The following is a 17,611-nucleotide window of genomic DNA, read 5'->3' on the forward strand; positions in this document are numbered from 1 at the left end:
GGCGATGGGTTCCGTCACCCCGGATTTTTTTGCCCGGTAGCAAGGCTCAGGCCTTGCCTTGCTGGCTCTTGAGCAGGTCGCGGATCTCCGCGAGGAGTTTCACATCGGCCGGGAGCTCGGTTGGTCCCGCGGGAGCGACCGGTGCTTCGAAGCGCTTCTTGGCGGTCGTGTAGGCTTTCACCACCAGGAACAGGGCGAAGCCGACGATGACGAGGCTGATGAAGGAATTGATGAGCGGACCCAGATCGATCAGCTTCTCTTTTCCGTCGATCATCTTCTTCGCGACCGGAACCGCGCCCACTTCGGTCGTTCCCGTGCCAAATGTGATGGCGGAGAGGAGGAGCTCGGTGAAGGAGGTGACCACCTTGCCGAAGGAGGCGCCGATGATAACACCGACGGCGAGGTCCAGCATGTTACCCTTGAGGATGAAGTCTCTGAATTCTTTGATCATGGCGACAGTTGATAGGAGTTGCCCTGCCAGCGAAGCACACCCTCTAACATGCGGCAATCCCGTTTTGCCAAAGGGTACCGGGCATTGCCCGATACCGGATAGTCGCGGCTCCTGAAGATTGCCTAACGCAATCCACTCAAGCGTAGACCCTCACCACGCGGGGAGTGATGCCGGTGAGGATCTCCCAAGCGATCGTGTCCGCCTTGGCCGCGACTTCATCGACACGGATGTTCGGGCCGAACATTTCGACTTCGTCACCTTCGGCGACCTCGCTGTCGGTCACATCGACCATGATCTGGTCCATGGTCACGCGGCCGATGAGCGGGTAACGCTTGCCGCGGATGAAGGCCTCGGCCCCGTGGCCGGAGACATGGCGCGGGTAGCCATCGCCATACCCGATGCCGACGGTTGCGACGCGAGTCGGCTTGGTGGTGACGAAGGTCTTGCCGTAGGAGACGCCGTGTCCGGCGGGCAGCGTGCGGACAAGGGTCACGCGAGACTTGAGGCTCATCACGTTCTTGAGCGCGATTGAATGGCCCGGCAGCGGGCAGATCCCGTAGAGCATGAGCCCGGGGCGGGCGAGATTGCAGGACTCGCGCTCGTAGCCGAGCAGGCCGGCGCTGTTCGAGAGGTGTCGCCAGACGAAGCGCTCCGGGCCGCCCAAGGAGGCGAGGATCGCGGCGTATTTCGCCATTTGCTTGCGGGTGAATTCCTCGTCTTCATCGGCGGAGGAGAGATGTGAACCGATGCCTTCGATCTCCAGATTCGGCATGCCCTCAAGCTGTTGCAGGATCTCCGGCAGACCTTCCGCGACGAAGCCGCCGCGGCCCATGCCGGTGTCCACGGAGAGATGCACCTTCAGCCGGGAGCCGTGGGCGCGGGCGAGGTCGTCGAAATGGCGGGCCTCATCCAGCGAAGAGATGCAGGGTGTCCAATCGCGGGCGACGATCTCCGCACGTTCCTCCGACCAGGTGGCGCCGAGGAGGTAGATGCGGGTGCTGACCCCGGCATCCGCGATGCGCCGGGCCTCGCCGACATTGGCCACGCCGAAGAAGGCGATATCTTCCGCTGCCAAGGCGGTGGCGACTTGTTCCAGACCGTGTCCGTAAGCTCCGGCCTTCACCACGGCCATCACTTGGCAGCCGGCGGCATCGCGGGCGGCGCGCAGATTGTGACGCAGGGCGGACACATCGATCTCCGCCCAGGCGCGGGGCGGTGAGGCAAGCGGGTTCACGGCGGGGAGGAAAGCCGCGCTTCAGGGGAGGGGCAAGTGCTGCTTTTTCAAACGATGAAAGGAAACAGGATGACGCAGGTCACCGCTGGAGCCAAAATGACTTGGAGAAGCAAAAAGCGGACCGTCATTTCCGCCCAGAGGATAGGACGGCGATCTGACGGAGCATCATAAGTCAGCACTCCAGCCGCAAAGATACAGCAGCCGATCAGGGTCAGAATGAAGGTCCCAACCGTTCCCCAAGTCGCCCAGCTTCCCGCATGACCTTTCGGAAGGATCCCGAAATCGAAAAGGCAAAAGAGCCCGAACAAGGCCATGCCGGGAACCGAGAGTGAGATCGCTATGATCCACCACTGTGCCGTCGGAACCCGGTTGCTTTCGGACTCGTGAGGCTCCATGGAACTTCAGGGGAATGCGGCGCGGGGTTCGGGGCGCATGGCGCGACGGGCGGCACCGATGCAGAGCTCCGCGGGCACGGCTTGCTTGGCCATGGCACGGCGTTGTTCGCAGAGGGATTCCCAAGCCTTCTTCTCGGGTGCGGGAATCTCCGGCTGATGACGGAAGGGCACGCCCATGCCGAGCAAGGCGGCGATCCATGAGTCGATGCCGATGGCCCCGGGCCATGAGGGGATGAACTGCGCCAGCAACTGCGAGGGACCGATCGATTGATAAAGGTCCACCAGCGGAGCACAGGACCGGGGCGCGACCGTCTCCCGCGCACGGGTCCAGAAGGGCGAATCGGAAGCGGTATTGTAGCGGTGGTGGATGGCGTGGAAGTCACGCAGTTCATCCCATGCCTCGGCGGCGATCGTGTTGTAGCTGGCCGCCGACGCATCTCCCACGCGGCCATCCGTTTCCGCGAGCAAGCGGACGAGCCAGTTCACCTGGAAGAGGAGCATGCCGATGCGCAGCGAAGCCATCGGCGGCAGGAAGCCACCGGCATCACCCACCGCGATCACCGCACCCTGCCACGGGCTGGTGAGGCGGCCGTTGTTCCAATGATGGATGCGAGTGACAGCAGAAGAATCATCGGCCTTCGCAAGAAGCTGCGCACAGGCTTCTTCCTCCTCCATGAATTCCGGAGCCCACGCGAGGGCGAGGCCCACGGCATCATCATGCTCGATGCGCCAGCGCCAACCGGCGTCCTGTGTTTCGAGCGTGGTGAAGGGCCGGATGGGCTCGCTGCCGCGACGGCGCAGCACGGTGACGGCGCGGGTGCAGGGTGCGGCGTCCTCGTAGGACACCCAACCGCTGTTCCCTGCCAAAGTGGAGAGCGGACGGGCGCTGCCGGCGGCATCGAAGAAGAGGTCGGCTTCCAAGGAGCCGCCATCCGCCAGCACCAGGCGCTGCGGTGCCTGCTCGATCGCGACCGGACGCCCCTCGCGCACGGCAATGCCGAGCACTTGGCAGAGCTTGAGCAAGAGGTCATCCAGCAGCTCGGTGCGGAAGTTCATGCCGGTGAGATGCTCAAGCGGCTTGAAGGCGTTCGCCCCGTCCTTCGGGAAGAGCTTGCCCGCAGCCATCAGGGCGATGGAGGGCGAGCAGGAATCCAATCCGGTAGCCGCGGCGAGATATCCCGGCTCGGTGCGGAAGCCGTTCAGGCCCTGGCTGAAGGTCTGGTCGAAGCCGCGGAAGAAACTGCCGCGGGCACCCCAGAGACACTTGTAGCCGAGCGTCCACACCGGGCGGGCGCGCAGGTGAATATCCTGACCCTGCAAGCCGAGCACGCGGGAGATCTGCTGAAGTACGGCAGGAGTCGTACTTTCCCCGATCGGATCGGCAGCCTCCGCCGCGGGATCGCGGAGCAGGGTGACGCCGAGGCCGGGGAGCTGGCGCTTGAGCGAGGCGGCGGTGAGGAGGGCATCCGTGCCGGAGCCGAGCACGACCACCTGACGAACGAGAGAAGCATTCATGAACGGAGCGGGAGGAAAGGGATTCAGGTCCACTGCCAGGAAGGACGGCGGATGGCATCAAGTGCCTGGCGGACGCTCACGCCGCCCTTTGCTTGGGCAGCGAGCTTGTTGCGGTGGGCACGGAATGCCTCGAACTCGGCATCGCCCGGCTGGTAGGAGGCCTCATGCGGCACCTGCATGCCGACGAGCATGGCGAGGAAGCCCTCCACGCCGTAGATGTTCGGACGCGCCGGGAGGGCGTGTACCAGCAGCACCGGATTCGGCCCAACCTCCTGGTAAAAGTCATGAAATGTCTGGTAGTTCCCCAAACTCGTGTGCGCCCGGCAGTGCATCCAGAAGGGCGTGTTGTGCCGCGTATTGAAGCGGTAGTGATAGGCGAGGAAGTCGCGGATCTCGTCCCAAGCGATGCCGACCACGCGGTTGAAAGCGGCAGTCATCGCTTCATCCAGATGATAGCCGGTCTGGCGTAGGGACTCGGCCAGCCAGTTCGATTCGTAGATCACCTGGGCCAGCGCGGTGGCTTCGAGCGGCTCGACGAAGCCGGAGGCATTGCCGATCGCGACGACATTACCCACCCAACTGCGCTCGTAGCGGCCGCTGCGGAACTTGACCACACGGGTCTCGGTGATCTTCGGGTTCTTCGCGACGAGCTCGGCCCGGGCCTCCTCATCGGACACGAAATTGCTGGAGTAGACGTATCCGCGGTTGATGAAGGTCTCATGCTCGATCTGCCAGCACCAGCCGTGATACATGGTCTCCGCGGTGGTGTAGGGGTGGATCGGCTCATCCTCCCGCTGCCAGCCGCCGATCACGGCGCGATCGCAGAAGAGCGAGTCGGAGAAGCTTTTGAAGGGCTCCGCGAGGGCCTTGCCGATCAGTTCCGCGCTGAATCCGGAGGCATCGATGTAAAGGTCCGCGCTGCGGGTGGTGCCGCTCTTGAAATGCAGGGCGGTCACCTTGCCCGCATCGACTTCGGCACGCTCCAGAGTGTCATCCTCCAAGGTGATGCCGGAGCGGCGGGCGATGCTCTCCAAACAGGAGACGAGACGGTGGTTCTCGATGTGAAACGCATATTGGCCCTTGATCACGGGTCGGCCGAGCGGACCCGTGGTGAAGGCCTTGTCCCGGCCCATGAGCGCTCCCGCCTGCGAGAGATCGCCGCAATCACCGGCAGCATAGAAGCCGTTCGCCTTCGGCATGCCCTCGAAGCGTTGGTCGTACTGGAACTCGAAGTCGTAGAAGAACTCCTCGCGCGGGCCCCAGAGCAGGCGGATGCCCTGCTTCCATGTCGGCCGGGCCTCGCGGTAGAATTCCTCCTTCGGGATGCCAAGGGTCTCGAAGAGATGCGCGGGAAAGACGGCGGTGGTCCCCTCCCCCACCCCGATGACGCCGAGTTCGGAGCTGTAGACGAGCGAGACTTCCAGCGCGGGATGAAGACGCTTGAGGGTGAGCGCGGCAAGCAGGCCGGCGCTGCCGCCGCCGAGGACGAGCACTCGCCGAACCTTCGACGAGCCGGGGTTTACGGATTCCGGATGAGAGACCATGGGAGTTTCTTCTGCCATGCCAGCGGAAGCGGGCGGCGACGACAAGCGGGAACGGCCCCTTGCCGGAGGGGAAGCCCTCAACCGCGAATGGACGCCAATGGACGCGAATAGAAATCCGGGGGCCTTGTCGGGAGGACTTCTCCGGAGCAGGGTATTTGCACCATGGCACTCGATTCCCAGCAACAGCGTTCCGCCGCCCAGTTCGATCGCCAAGCTGCCAACTACGGCAAGCAGCACATTCTAGCCGACACACGCGACGTGGATGAGCTACTCGCCATGATTCCGGAGAAGAGCGGCGCGGCGCTGGATGTGGCCACCGGTGGCGGGCACACGGCGCTGGCCCTGGCCCGTGCGGGTTACACGCCGGTGCTGGGCGATCTGGCGCCGGCGATGCTGGAGCACGCGGGCAAGCTGCTGGAGGGAGAAGGTTTCCCCGTGGCAACGGCGCTCTTCCCGGCAGAGGAGATCCCCTTCCCCGACGCGAGCTTCCGGATCGTGAGCTGCCGCGTGGCTCCGCACCACTTCACGGATGTGCCGGCCTTCGTGAAGGAATGCTACCGGGTGCTGGAGCCCGGCGGTTATCTGCTCATCATCGACGGCAGCGTGGTGGATGATGACCCGGAGACTGCCGAGTGGCTGCACCAGGTGGAGAAGCTGCGCGATCCCTCGCATGGCCGCCTGTTAGATCGCAACACATGGGTGCGGATCGTGGAGGAAGCCGGATTCTCCATCCGGCATGCCGAACTGCAGCCAATGAAGATGCCGGATCTGGAATGGTATTTCACCGCAGCGGCGACTTCGGAAGAAAATCGCGAACAGGTGCGGGCATTGATCGCGAATGCGAGTCCCCATGTGCGCGAACGGATGGAGCTGCAAACGAATGAAGAACCGATCCGCTGGATATGGCAGCGGGTGAGTTTGCTCGCGGTGAAATGAGATGCGCCGACGCGCTGAATTATCGTGCATCCGGCAATGCGGCGGGTTGCAGTGCTCAGGCGCGGTGCGTTTGAATCGGCGAAAGCTTCATTGTGTTATCGCGCTGAGCCGCAAGGCATAGCCGGTCGTGGGCAGGTGTGGCCGGCGGTTTGCAGTGAATAAAGTCCGGTCCCGATGCGTCGACCGGACTGAACCACTGCGAACCGATAGGAATCATGAAACCACGATACTTCTCCATCATCGGGGCGCTCGCTGTCATGACGGCAGGCGGGCCGCTCCTGCTTCCTGCGGCTGCGCAGGCGCCGCCATCCACGGAGGTGGAGGCGACGGAAGACGATCAAGCCGTCGAAGTTCTCACCCGCGGACCCGTGCACGAAGCCTTCGCGGAGGCGGTGATGAGCAATCCCGAGCCCGGCTTGATCATCAGCAAGGCCCCTCCGACGGCCATCGAAGAGTTGCCGCCCGAGCAAGAGCTCGAGGGTGACAACGTGACTTGGATCTCCGGCTACTGGGCATGGGACGATGATCAGAACGACTTCCTCTGGATCAGCGGTGTGTGGCGTAACATGCCACCGGGCCGCCAATGGGTGCCGGGCTACTGGAATGATCTGGGAGGCAGCCAGTGGCAATGGACCTCCGGCTACTGGGCCGACTCCGAAACCACCGAAGTCGATTACATCGAAGAGGCTCCACCCGCCACACTCGATGCGGGCCCGAACGTGGAATCTCCCGGGGACGACCACACCTGGATCCCGGGCAATTGGCGCTACGCCGAAACCCGCTATGTCTGGAGCCCCGGCTACTACACGCCACTGCGGCCGGACTGGACCTGGGTGCCTTCCCGCTGGTCGTGGACCCCGCGCGGCTACTGCTATGTGGATGGCTACTGGGACCATGCGATCGCGCGCCGCGGCATTCTTTTCGCTCCGGTGCACTTCCATCGCCCGGTCTGGTCCACCCCCGGCTACTACTACACGCCTAGTATCGTTGTCGGCCTGAACGTCTTCAACGACCACTGCTGGGTTCGCCCGCGCTTCGGTCACTACTACTTCGGTGACTACTATGCCCCGCGCTACAGCGGTCTGGGTTTCTTCTCTCCGCACGTGTGGCACGGCCACCGCGCCCACTACGACCCGATCTGGGCTCACGTGCGCTGGCACCACCGCCACGACCATGGCTGGGGCGACCGCTTCCGCGATCGTTTCGCCTTCCTGCGTGCCCATGAGGACGCCCGCCCCTTCCGTACTTGGGCGGCGATGCGCGACTTCCGCGGTGATCGCTTCCGCAACGACGACATCGGCCGCACCCGCTTCTTCGCGAGCCGCTTGAATGGCTTTGCCAATAACCCGGTGGGTGGCATGCGTTTCCGCCAGATCAATCAGGAGCGCCGCAATCAACTGGTGCAGCAGCGCCAGCAAATGCGGGACTTCGCCCAGAACCGCCGTCAGGTCGAGATGGTGCGCAACAACCGCGGTCCGCAGGCTCAAGGCAATCGCATGGCGATCGCTCGCGAGAAGCTCCGCCGCTCGCCGGTGGTAGGCCGTAATGCAGCCCAGATGGCGCAGAACCAAGCTCCGCCGCGCCGTCCGGAAGCCCGTGGCAATCGGGTGCGCCCCGATGCGGTGGTGCGCGGTGGACAGGGTCGGAATGGGCGCGATATCGCCCGCGGCGACGATAACACTCCCGGTCGTAATGGTCTGGCTCAAGGCCAAGGTCGGAACCGGCCGAACCAAGCCCAGCCACAGACGAACCGGACCCCTCGCGATACCGCCGCGAACGGCAACCGCGGTGGCCAGCAACGCCAGCAGGTCCGCCCGAATGTGGGTCGTAATCCCGAAGCCGCCCAACGCCAGAATCCGGGCCGCGCCGCTCAACAGGCTACCCCACAGCGTCGCCAACAGGTGAATCCGCAGCAGCGCCAAACCGCCCCGCAACGCCAGCAGGTGCGTCCGCAACAACAAGCTCGCCCGCAACAGCAGGCCCGTCCTCAGCAGCGTCAGCAAGTGAAGCCTCAGCAGCAAGCTCGCCCGCAGCAACGTCAGGCCGCGCCGCAACGCCAGCAAGTGAGGCCTCAACAACAGGCTCGCCCGCAACAGCGCCAAGCCGCTCCGCAGCGCCAGCAAGCTCGCCCGCAACAACGCCAAGCGGCTCCGCAACGCCAACAAGCGCGCCCGCAGCAGCAGGCACGTCCGCAACAACGCCAAGCCGCTCCGCAGCGTCAGCAAGCACGCCCGCAACAGCGCCAAGCCGCTCCGCAGCGCCAGCAGGCACGTCCGCAGCAACGTCAGGCGGCACCGCAGCGCCAGCAGGCCCGCCCGCAGCAGCGCCAAGCGGCTCCGCAACGCCAGCAGGCCCGTCCTCAGCAACGCCAAGCGGCTCCGCAACGTCAGCAGGCCCGTCCACAACAACGCCAAGCGGCTCCGCAACGCCAACAACAGCGCCAGCAGGGCCGGGGCAAGAATCGCGCGGACGCGTGATTGCCATGGGGAATTGATTCACCCGAATCCAATCGACCGCGGGAGGCTACGGCTTCCCGCGGTTTTTCTTGTACCGACGCCTAGTGCCGCCGCTGGGTCATCATGAACTCGTTCCCTTCCGGATCGATGCACATGGCGAGATGGAGCGGATCCTCCTGGGTGTCGTTCGGCTCGCTGGTCAAGGCTCCGCCGCATTCGGCAAGGCGGGCAATGCCCGTGCGCAGGTCATCCAGCTGGAACGAAAGGCCGGTCCATGTCCGCTTCCCCTCCCCGCCGCCGTGAACTCCGATGGTGGCACCGGCAACCACGATCTCGCTCCAGACTTCGGACTCGAAGCTGATCACCCCTCCGAAGAGATCGCGATAGAACGCGAGGCAACGCCGCCAATCCGCCGCCCACAGGACATATTTCACCTTCTCCACACGCATGTGGCCGAACAGATAAGAATAGCCTCGCGCGGGCAATTCCATTCTTGCGGGCAGGAGACTTGTGTTGGTTGAATATGTCCCCGCCTTATCTTGCTGTCTTGGACATCGCAAAGTTTTCGGCAGCGCTTATGGTGCCGTTAAGACAGCGTTTGAATAAATTCCCCCGGTCTCTCGTCAGCTCCCTGAATCCACCGCAAATCAAGAGGAACCATGAAACCACGATACCTCCCAATCATCGGGGCCCTGGCCGTCATCGCGACGGGCGGGCCGCTTCTGCTTCCTGCGGCGGCGCAGGCACCCGCTCCGGACGTCGAGGCGAGCGAGCCCGACAACGAGAACGTAGAGATCCTGACCCGCGGCCCGGTTCACGAGGCCTTCGCGGAGGCGTCCGGGTCCAAGCCGGAACCGGGCTATATCATCACCAAGTCACCGCCCACCCCGATCGAGGAGCTGCCGCCCGAGCAGGAGCTCGAGGGCGAGAACGTGACCTGGATTTCCGGCTACTGGGCCTGGGATGACGACCAGAACGATTTCCTGTGGATCAGCGGGGTGTGGCGGAATGTGCCTCCCGGTCGCCAATGGGTGCCGGGCTACTGGAGCGATCTGGGCGGATCCAAATGGCAGTGGACCTCCGGCTATTGGGCCGATGCCGAACTTGCGGAGGTGGACTACGTGGAAGAAGCGCCGCCCGAAAGCGTGGATGCGGGCCCGAACACGGTCTCGCCGGGCGAGGACCACACCTGGATCCCCGGGAACTGGCGCTACGCTGAAAGCCGCTACGTGTGGAGCCCCGGCTACTACACGCCGCTCCGGCCGGATTGGACCTGGGTGCCCTCACGCTGGTCATGGACTCCGCGCGGCTACTGCTATGTGGACGGCTACTGGGACTATGCGGTGGCACGCCGCGGCATCCTCTTCGCCCCGGTGCATTTCCATCGCCCGGTATGGGCCCTTCCCGGCTATTCCTACTGCCCGAGCGTGGTGGTAAGCGTGAACGTTTTCACCGATCACTTCTGGCTGCGGCCGAGCTGCGGGCACTACTACTTCGGTGACTACTACGAGCCGCGCTACGCCAGCCTGGGCTTCTTCTCGGCCTATTCCTGGCATGGCCGGCGCGGCTGCTTCGACCCGATCTGGGCGCATCACCGCTGGTCGCACCGCCATATCCACGGCTGGAACGACCGCTTCCATGATCGCTTCGACTTCCTGCGCCGCCATGCGGATGCCCGCCCGCTGCATACCTGGGCCGCGATGCGGAACTTCCGCGGCGACAAGTTCAGCAACAATGATCTGGTGGGCCGCAACCGTCTCTTCGCCACCAGCCTGAAGGGCTTCGCGAGAAATCCGGTGGGCGGTCAAAAGTTCCGCCAGCTCAACATGGAGCGCCGTAACCAGATCGTGCAGCAGCGCCAGCAGATGCGGAACTTCACCCAGCAGCGCCGCCAAGTCGAAGTGGCCCGGGTCGGGAACCGCGGACCGGACCAAGCCGGTGCCGGGCGCCAAGCCGTGCTGCGCGAGAAGCTTCAACGCTCGCCGGTGGTGGGACGCGGAGCAGCCCAAATGGCGAAGAATCAGGCTCCGCCGAAGCGCCCCGACCTGCGCGGGAACAAGCCGGTGCAACCCCAAGCAGTGGTGCGGGGAGGGCAAATCAGCCGCCCCCGAGGAATGGACGGAGTCACCAGCCGCGGCAGCGACATCATCTCGCCCGATAACACCAAAGGACGCCCGCAGGTAACAAACCGCGGGCCGGTGCAGCCTGGAGGAAAGAACGCGAATCCCTCGAAGGGGCAGACTCCGGGTCGCGGTATGGGCGGGGTGACCCCGAACCAGATTCCTGGCCGCGGGACGGGGGACGCCACTCCGAATCGCCGCCAAGCGGTGCCGAAGGCAAATGTCCCGCAGACCAAGCAGGCGATGCCGCAACGGCAGGTACAACCCCAGCGGCAAGTGGTTCCGCAACGCCAGGTGCAACCCCAGCGTCAGGTCGTGCCACAGCGGCAAGTTGTTCCGCAGCGTCAGGTGCAACCGCAACGCCAAGTGGTGCCGCAACGGCAAGCCCAGCGCCAAGTGCAACCGCAACGCCAGGCCCAGCCGCAACGGCAAGTGCAGCAACCGCAGCGTCAAGTTCAGCGGCAGATGCCGCAACGCCAGGTGCAACCGCAGCGGCAGATGCCCCAGCGGCAGGCCCAGCCGCAACGTCAGATGCCGCAACGCCAGCAGATCCAGCCGCAACGGCAACAACAGCAGCAGCAACGTGGTGGCAAGAACCGCGGTAACGGCTAAGCTGAGGACGCGCTTCAATCATCACCCGCGGGAGGCAAGCTTCCCGCGGGTTTCTTGTGTCTACCGGCCAAGTACGGGCCAGTAGTAGTTCTCTTTCTTGGAAGCCGCGATGGGAATCATGAAGCCGAAGAAGCCGGCACCGAACTCGGATTCCTCGCCGAGAAGGCCGCCATCGGCCGAGGGCCGGACGACCACGGAGGCATCTCCTACGAAGACACCGAGATTCCCCACGCCCGTTTCGCCGATATTTGAAGGAACCTTCACGGAAAGGCCGCTCTTCTCCACGATGAAGTCGTCCTTCTCCCGCAGAACCTTGGACTGAAGCAGCTTCCCCTTCCCGTCGCGGAGCAGCACGTGAATCGTTTTACCATCTGCCGCGGGACGGAGCTCGGTCCGCTCGCCACGCTTGTCCGAGATGTGGAGCTGGCCATCGATGAGATCGTAGAGCTTTCGTCCGTAGGTCCCGCCGCCTTGGCCCTTGTTGGCGTAGACGCCGCCGAGCTGGGAGAGGCTTTTCAGAGCAACCGGCTTCGGCCAATCGGAGCCGGGGCCCTGATGAGAGACGCAGCTTGCAAGTGCGAACGTGAGCGCTGTCACCAGGATCCGGGAGGTCTTCATGAGTTGAGCGAGAGCGCCGTCGCGAGGAAGGGAGCCGTGCGGGATTTCTTGGATTTTGCCACGGTCTCCGGTGGTCCCTGCGCGATGATGGTTCCCCCTTGATCGCCCGCCTCCGGGCCCATGTCGAGAATCCAGTCCGCCTCCGCCGCGACCGCCATGTGGTGCTCGATGACGATGACCGTGTGGCCTTCGTCGACCAGACGGTGCAGCACGTCGATGAGGCGCTTCACGTCTTCCAAGTGCAGGCCCACGGTCGGTTCCTCGATGAGGTAGAGATTCGAGCGGTTCAGGGTCTTGAGGTTCTTGGCGGAGACGCGGCCTTTGGTCAGCTCGGTGACCAGCTTGATGCGCTGGGCCTCGCCACCGCTGAGAGTGGGCGAGGGCTGGCCGAGTTGGAGATAGCCGAGGCCGGTATCTGCCAAGAGTTTCAGCGGCGCGGCGATGCGCGGCTGGGACTCGAAGAACTCCGCAGCCTGCTCGATGGTCATGCGCAGCACCTGCCCGATGTTCTTCTCGCGGAAGCGCACTTCGAGCGTGGCGGGATTGTAGCGCATCTCGGCACAGGCCTCGCAGGGAACCCAGGTGCTCGGCAGGAAGTCCATCTCCAGCTTCACGCGTCCATTGCCCTCGCAGACGGGGCAGCGGCCGTCGCCGGTATTGAAGGAGAAGCGTGAGGCCTCGTAACCGCGCACCCGCGAATCCGGGAGCTGCGCGAAGAGCTTACGGATGTCATCGAAGACCTTCACGTAGGTGGCCGGGCAGGAACGGGAGGTCTTGCCGATCGGCGATTGGTCCACCTCGTAAATCGACTGCAGCTTGTCGAAGCCGCTGGCGGACTTCCATTTGCGGACGCCGGTCTTCTTGCCCTCGGCCTTCGCATTCTTCGCCCGTGCGGCATCCGCGATGCAGGAGTGCATGAGCGTGGATTTCCCCGAACCGGAGATCCCGGTTAGAACCGTGAGTCGCCCGAGCGGGATGCCGACATCGATGAACTTCAGGTTGTTCGCGCGGCAGCCTTCCACTTTCAGCAGCGGATGATTCTTCGGCACCGCACGGCGCTTGCCACGGGTCGGGTGGAGGATCGGATTCGAGAGGGCGCGATAAGTGGGCGAGGCAGAGACATCGAGCATGGTGCTGCCTTCTTCCTTCGCGGCCTTCTTACCTTTCTTGGGCGCCGCATTGATGCCCGGAACCGTGGGAGGTGGGCCCTGATAAACGATCTGTCCGCCCAAGCGACCGGCACCCGGCCCGAGGTCGATGAGATGATCCGCCCGCGCGATGGTATCCTCGTCGTGCTCGACGACGATCAGGCTATTGCCGCGGTCGCGCAGTGCGACCAAGGTCTCTAACAGCGCGGCATTATCGCGGGGGTGAAGGCCGATGGTCGGCTCATCGAGGACGTAAAGCACGCCGCGAAGATTGCTGCCGAGCTGCGCGGCCAAGCGGATGCGCTGACTCTCGCCGCCGCTCAAAGTGCGCGCCGAGCGATCGAGCTGGAGATAGCCCAGACCGACTTCCTGCAGGAAGGCGAGGCGCTGGCGGATCTCCGGCAGGATATCGCGGGCGATCAAACTTTCGCGATCTCCGGCCACCTTGAGCTTCTCGAAGTGCTGCGAGGCGTGCTCGACCGGCAAGCGGGCGAGATCCGCGAGCGGCGAGCCTTGGAAACGCACCGCGCGGCCCTCCGGATTCAGGCGGGCACCGTGGCAGGCGGGGCATTCCACCAGCTCCTCGTCTTCCATCCGCTCGATCTTGCGGTCGGCATCCATCTCCGCTTCCAGCACGGACTCATACTTCGAGGTATCGAGATGATGACGATGCTTCGGCACCATGCCATGGCCGCGGCACTCCTCGCACCAGCCGTGCGGCGAGTTGAAGGAGAAGAGACGCGGATCGAGCTCCTCAAAGGAGCGATGGCAGCTCGGGCAGCTCGCCTCGCTGGACAGCAGCATGAACTTCTTGTCCGGCGTGAAGAGCTTCAAGGTGCCCTTCCCGATATCGAGCGCGCGCGGGATCACGGTGCCGAGCGATTCCTCCGCGCCCTTCTTCGAGCCGACGGAAAGCTCGGCGACAACGACATCGATGTCGTGCTCCTTGAAGCGTTCCAGACGGGTGAAGCCCTCGGCATCCTTAAATTGCTTGTCGACCAGCAAGCGCGTGAAGCCCTGCTTGAGCGCCCATTCCGCGACTTCGGTGTGATAGCCCTTCCGTCCGCGGATCACGGGAGCGAGGATCGAAACCGCGCCCTTTTTGAGCAGGTCGCGCACGCTCTTTTCGATCGCGGCGAGCGACTGCTTCTCCACCGGCACATTGCAGTCCGGGCAATAGCGGGTGCCGAGCTTCGCATAGAGCAGGCGGACGAAGTTCCAGACTTCCGTCACGGTGGCGACGGTCGATTTCATCCCGCCCTGCGAGACCCGCTGCTCGATCGCCACGGTCGGCGGCAGGCCGGCCAAAGAATCGAGTTCGGGCTTTTCCAATTGCTCGGCGAACTGCCGGGCATAGGCGGACATCGAATCGAGGAAGCGCCGCTGGCCTTCCGCGAAGAGAATATCGAAGGCGAGCGTCGACTTGCCCGAGCCGCTGAGCCCGGAAACGACCACGAACTTGTCGCGCGGGATATCGATCGAGATGTTCTTCAAGTTGTGCTCACGCGCACCGCGCAGGGAGATCACATTCGCCTGCTTCGCCAGCGGCTGCGGCAGCATCGGCTCTTCCTTAAGACGCGCCGACCCCACGTCGCGGGGCGCGAGCATCGGCTGGAGATAGCGCGAGGTCTCCGTCTCCATCGCCGCGATCTGCTCCGGGGTCCCCTGCCCCACCAGCTGGCCGCCCTGCGCGCCCGCCTCCGGGCCGAGATCGAGGATCCAGTCCGCGCACTTGATCACGTCCAGGTTGTGCTCGATTACCAACAAGCTGTGGCCCGCATCTACCAAGCGCTGGAACACGCCGAGCAGGCGCTCGATATCCGAGAAATGCAGGCCGGTGGTCGGCTCGTCGAGGATCAGCAGCTTGGACAACTTCGAGTCCTGCGACTTCGGCCCGGCTTCGGCGAGAAGCTGGCAGAGCTTCAGACGCTGCGACTCACCGCCCGACAGGGTGTTAAGCGGCTGGCCCAGCTTGAGGTAGCCTAGGCCCACTTCCGCCAGCGGCCGGAGCAGCTTGCAGACCTGCTCATGGCGCTTGGCATGCGGGCTGGAGAGGCCCTCGGTCTCGCCGTAGAAAGCGATGGCTTCCTCGATCGAGAGATCAAGGATGTCCGCGACCGACTTGCCGAGGTAGTGGATATCCAGCGTGGAGGGCTTGTAGCGCCGGCCATTGCAGTCCGGGCAGGTCACGTGCAGGTCGGAGAGGAACTGCATCTCCACCTTCTCGCTACCGGCCCCGGCGCAACGGTCGCAGCGGCCCTCACCCGAGTTGAAGGAGAAGAAGCCGGTATTCAGGCCGCCCGCCTTCGCATCTTCCGTTTGCGCGAAGAGCTGGCGGATGGGATCGAAGGCACCCACCAGCACCGCCGGGGTCGAGCGCGGCGTGCGGGCCAGCGGTGACTGGTCCACCAACAGGACATCGCTCAAGTACTGCGTACCTCGTAGCTCCTTGACCGGTGCCGGATCGAGGTCGGACTCCTCCTTGCGCAGCTTCCGCGAGATGTTCGCGTAGATCACGTCGTGCGCGAGCGTGGACTTGCCCGAGCCGGACACCCCGGTGAGGCAGGCAAAGAGACCGAGCGGAAGCTCGAGATCGAGCCTCTTCAGGTTGTGCCGACTGGCACCGCGGATCTCGATCTTCTTCGCACCCGGCTTGCGGCGCTTCGCAGGCAGCGGGATGACGCGCTCGCCCGAGAGCCAAGGCAGGGTGCCCGTCTTGGCCTTTCCTTTCGCGCCGAAGGCGAGACCGTTCGATACCGGGCCTTGGAAGACAAGGCTGCCGCCGTGCTGCCCTGCCGCCGGACCGATATCCAGCAACTGGTCCGCGGCGCGCATGACGGCTTCCTCGTGCTCCACGACCACCAGCGTGTTCCCCTTGTCCCGCAGGCCGTGCATCACGCCGACGAGCCGGTGAATGTCCCGCGGATGCAGACCGACCGTAGGTTCATCGAGTACGAAGAGCGTGTTCGTCAGCGAGGCACCGAGACAGGTGGTAAGATTCACGCGCTCGATCTCGCCGCCGCTGAGCGTGCGCGCCGGGCGGTCGAGGGTCAGGTAGCCGAGGCCGACCTCGTTCAGATAATGAAGGCGCGAGGCGATCTCCGTGAGGATCAATTGCAGCGAGGCATCCGGCGCGGAGCCGAGGGTTTCCGGCCCGAGGTTCGAGAACCATTCGCGCAGGTCGGTGATCGGCAGGAGCCAGAGATCCGGCAAGGCCTTGCCCTCGATCTTGTAGCACAGGGCCTCCGGTTGCAGGCGCTTGCCGCGGCAAGTGCCGCAGGTGGTGTAGGAACGGTAACGGCTCAGGAAGATGCGGACATGCATCTTGTAAGCCTTCGTCTCCAGCCAATCGAAGAAGCCCTTCACGCCATACCAGGAACCCGAGCGCCAGATCTCTTCGAGGTCTTCCGGGCTGCTCGAACTACGATCCCCGTAGTAGACCCACTCGCGCTCGTCCTCCGCCATGTCTTCCCATGGCGTGTTGACGTCGACCCGGCGCTCCTTGCAGCAGCGCAGCAGGTCGCGCTGGCAATCCTCGCCACGCTCGCCTTGGAAAGGCTTGATCACGCCCTGGCGGATGGTGAGCGAGGGATCCGGCACGGCACGGTCCAGATCGAGCCCGATCACCCGGCCGAAGCCGCGGCACTTCGGGCAGGCACCAAGCGGATTGTTGAAGGAGAAGAGTGCGGGCGATGGCGGGCGGAGCGAGTTCCCCGTGGCCGGGTTCGTCCATGTCGAAGAGAAGGGCCGCGCCTTGAAGTCCGCACCGGAGGCCAAGGACACATGGCCTTTTCCCAAGGTAAAGGCGTGCTCCAAGGCTTCTAACAGACGCGTGCGGTTCTCCGGCGTGACCGGCAGGCGGTCCTGGATCACGGCGACGCCCTGCGATTTCGAGAGCTTCACCACCTTGCCCGCCTCATCCGTGCGGTGCACTTCCTTCCCGATCAGCACGCGCAGGTAGCCTTGCTGGTTCAGGAAGGGGAAAAGCTCCTCGCTCTTCGTCTCCGCCGGAATCGCCACCGGGAAAGTGACGAGAACCTGCTCGCCCGCGAGATGCTCGAAGGCCCATGCCGCCGCGGACTCCGGTGAATCCGGCCGGATCTCCTCGCCCGTGTCCGGATCATAGCCGCGCGCGGCCCGCGCATAGAGCAGCTTCAAGTAATCATTGATCTCCGTGAGCGTGCCGACCGTGGAGCGCGTGGTGCGGATGTTGTTCTTTTGCTCGATTGCGATCGCCGGCGGGATGCCATCGATGTGATCCACCACCGGCTTGTCCATGCGGTCGAAGAACTGCCGGACATAAGGCGAGAAGGTCTCCACGTAACGCCGCTGCCCCTCCGCATAGAGCGTGTGGAAGGCCAGCGAGGACTTCCCCGAGCCGGAGGGACCGGTCACCACGGTGAGCTGCCCGAGCGGGATATCGAGGTCCAGCCCCTTCAAATTATGCTGCCGGGCACCTCGGATGCGGATGGCGGAAACAGCAGGCGCGGACTCGGACGGCTTCTTCTTCGCGGGCACGCGGGGAGACTAGGCGGGAAGCGCGGAATCGCCAGCGGAGTTTTCGGGAAAATGTGGTCAAAAG

General features: G+C 64.3%; 10 protein-coding genes. 3 read left to right on the top strand and 7 right to left on the bottom strand.

Going from position 1 to position 17,611, the window contains the following annotated elements; translation table 11 throughout:
• Nucleotides 1-46: 46 nt before the first annotated feature.
• The 4 genes from mscL to OJ996_RS06875 all read right to left on the bottom strand — a co-directional run bounded on the left by mscL (nucleotide 47) and on the right by OJ996_RS06875 (nucleotide 5,157).
• Nucleotides 47-451 (bottom strand): large conductance mechanosensitive channel protein MscL, encoded by a 405-nt coding sequence (gene mscL, locus OJ996_RS06860; RefSeq protein ID WP_264512586.1) that lies wholly within the window; start codon nucleotides 449-451, stop codon nucleotides 47-49.
• Between the two features lie 136 nt (nucleotides 452-587).
• The gene (gene alr, locus OJ996_RS06865; RefSeq protein ID WP_264512588.1) at nucleotides 588-1,685 is read right to left on the bottom strand and encodes an alanine racemase; all 1,098 of its coding nucleotides are present in this window, start codon (nucleotides 1,683-1,685) and stop codon (nucleotides 588-590) included.
• Nucleotides 1,686-2,086: 401 nt separating this feature from the next.
• Nucleotides 2,087-3,595: a tryptophan 7-halogenase gene (locus tag OJ996_RS06870; protein WP_264512590.1), complete on the bottom strand. Its 1,509-nt coding sequence runs from the start codon at nucleotides 3,593-3,595 to the stop codon at nucleotides 2,087-2,089.
• A gap of 23 nt (nucleotides 3,596-3,618) precedes the next feature.
• Nucleotides 3,619-5,157, bottom strand: coding sequence for a tryptophan 7-halogenase (locus OJ996_RS06875; RefSeq protein WP_264512592.1), 1,539 nt, complete (start codon nucleotides 5,155-5,157; stop codon nucleotides 3,619-3,621).
• A gap of 144 nt (nucleotides 5,158-5,301) precedes the next feature.
• On the opposite strand from OJ996_RS06875, the gene OJ996_RS06880 reads away from it, so the two are divergent.
• Nucleotides 5,302-6,075, top strand: a complete 774-nt coding sequence (locus OJ996_RS06880) for a class I SAM-dependent methyltransferase (RefSeq protein WP_264512594.1) — start codon at nucleotides 5,302-5,304, stop codon at nucleotides 6,073-6,075.
• Between the two features lie 215 nt (nucleotides 6,076-6,290).
• On the top strand, nucleotides 6,291-8,552 hold the full coding sequence (locus OJ996_RS06885) for a hypothetical protein (protein WP_264512596.1): 2,262 nt from the start codon (nucleotides 6,291-6,293) through the stop codon (nucleotides 8,550-8,552).
• Between the two features lie 80 nt (nucleotides 8,553-8,632).
• Here OJ996_RS06885 and OJ996_RS06890 read toward each other — a convergent pair whose 3' ends face one another.
• Nucleotides 8,633-9,022 (bottom strand): VOC family protein, encoded by a 390-nt coding sequence (locus OJ996_RS06890; protein WP_264512598.1) that lies wholly within the window; start codon nucleotides 9,020-9,022, stop codon nucleotides 8,633-8,635.
• 168 nt (nucleotides 9,023-9,190) lie between these two features.
• Between OJ996_RS06890 and OJ996_RS06895 the strand changes: the two genes are divergently transcribed.
• A complete protein-coding gene (locus OJ996_RS06895) occupies nucleotides 9,191-11,263 on the top strand; it encodes a hypothetical protein (protein ID WP_264512600.1) in 2,073 nt (690 codons plus the stop codon).
• Between the two features lie 60 nt (nucleotides 11,264-11,323).
• On the opposite strand, the gene OJ996_RS06900 is transcribed toward OJ996_RS06895, so the two are convergent.
• Nucleotides 11,324-11,881 (bottom strand): hypothetical protein, encoded by a 558-nt coding sequence (locus OJ996_RS06900; RefSeq protein WP_264512602.1) that lies wholly within the window; start codon nucleotides 11,879-11,881, stop codon nucleotides 11,324-11,326.
• The gene (gene uvrA / locus OJ996_RS06905; protein ID WP_264512604.1) at nucleotides 11,878-17,547 is read right to left on the bottom strand and encodes an excinuclease ABC subunit UvrA; all 5,670 of its coding nucleotides are present in this window, start codon (nucleotides 17,545-17,547) and stop codon (nucleotides 11,878-11,880) included. The genes OJ996_RS06900 and uvrA overlap by 4 nt, the downstream gene beginning before the upstream one ends.
• Nucleotides 17,548-17,611 lie beyond the last annotated feature (64 nt).

The organism is Luteolibacter rhizosphaerae (genome assembly GCF_025950095.1).
Taxonomy (GTDB): Bacteria; Verrucomicrobiota; Verrucomicrobiia; order Verrucomicrobiales; family Akkermansiaceae; genus Haloferula; species Haloferula rhizosphaerae.

Bases quoted from the DNA above. Each gene is read 5' to 3' on its own strand.
- mscL (WP_264512586.1), bottom strand. From the start codon at position 451: ATGATCAAAGAATTCAGAGACTTCATCCTCAAGGGTAACATGCTGGAC.
- OJ996_RS06870 (WP_264512590.1), bottom strand. From the start codon at position 3,595: ATGAATGCTTCTCTCGTTCGTCAGGTGGTCGTGCTCGGCTCCGGCACG.
- OJ996_RS06875 (WP_264512592.1), bottom strand. From the start codon at position 5,157: ATGGCAGAAGAAACTCCCATGGTCTCTCATCCGGAATCCGTAAACCCC.
- OJ996_RS06880 (WP_264512594.1), top strand. From the start codon at position 5,302: ATGGCACTCGATTCCCAGCAACAGCGTTCCGCCGCCCAGTTCGATCGC.
- OJ996_RS06885 (WP_264512596.1), top strand. From the start codon at position 6,291: ATGAAACCACGATACTTCTCCATCATCGGGGCGCTCGCTGTCATGACG.
- OJ996_RS06890 (WP_264512598.1), bottom strand. From the start codon at position 9,022: ATGGAATTGCCCGCGCGAGGCTATTCTTATCTGTTCGGCCACATGCGT.
- OJ996_RS06895 (WP_264512600.1), top strand. From the start codon at position 9,191: ATGAAACCACGATACCTCCCAATCATCGGGGCCCTGGCCGTCATCGCG.
- OJ996_RS06900 (WP_264512602.1), bottom strand. From the start codon at position 11,881: ATGAAGACCTCCCGGATCCTGGTGACAGCGCTCACGTTCGCACTTGCA.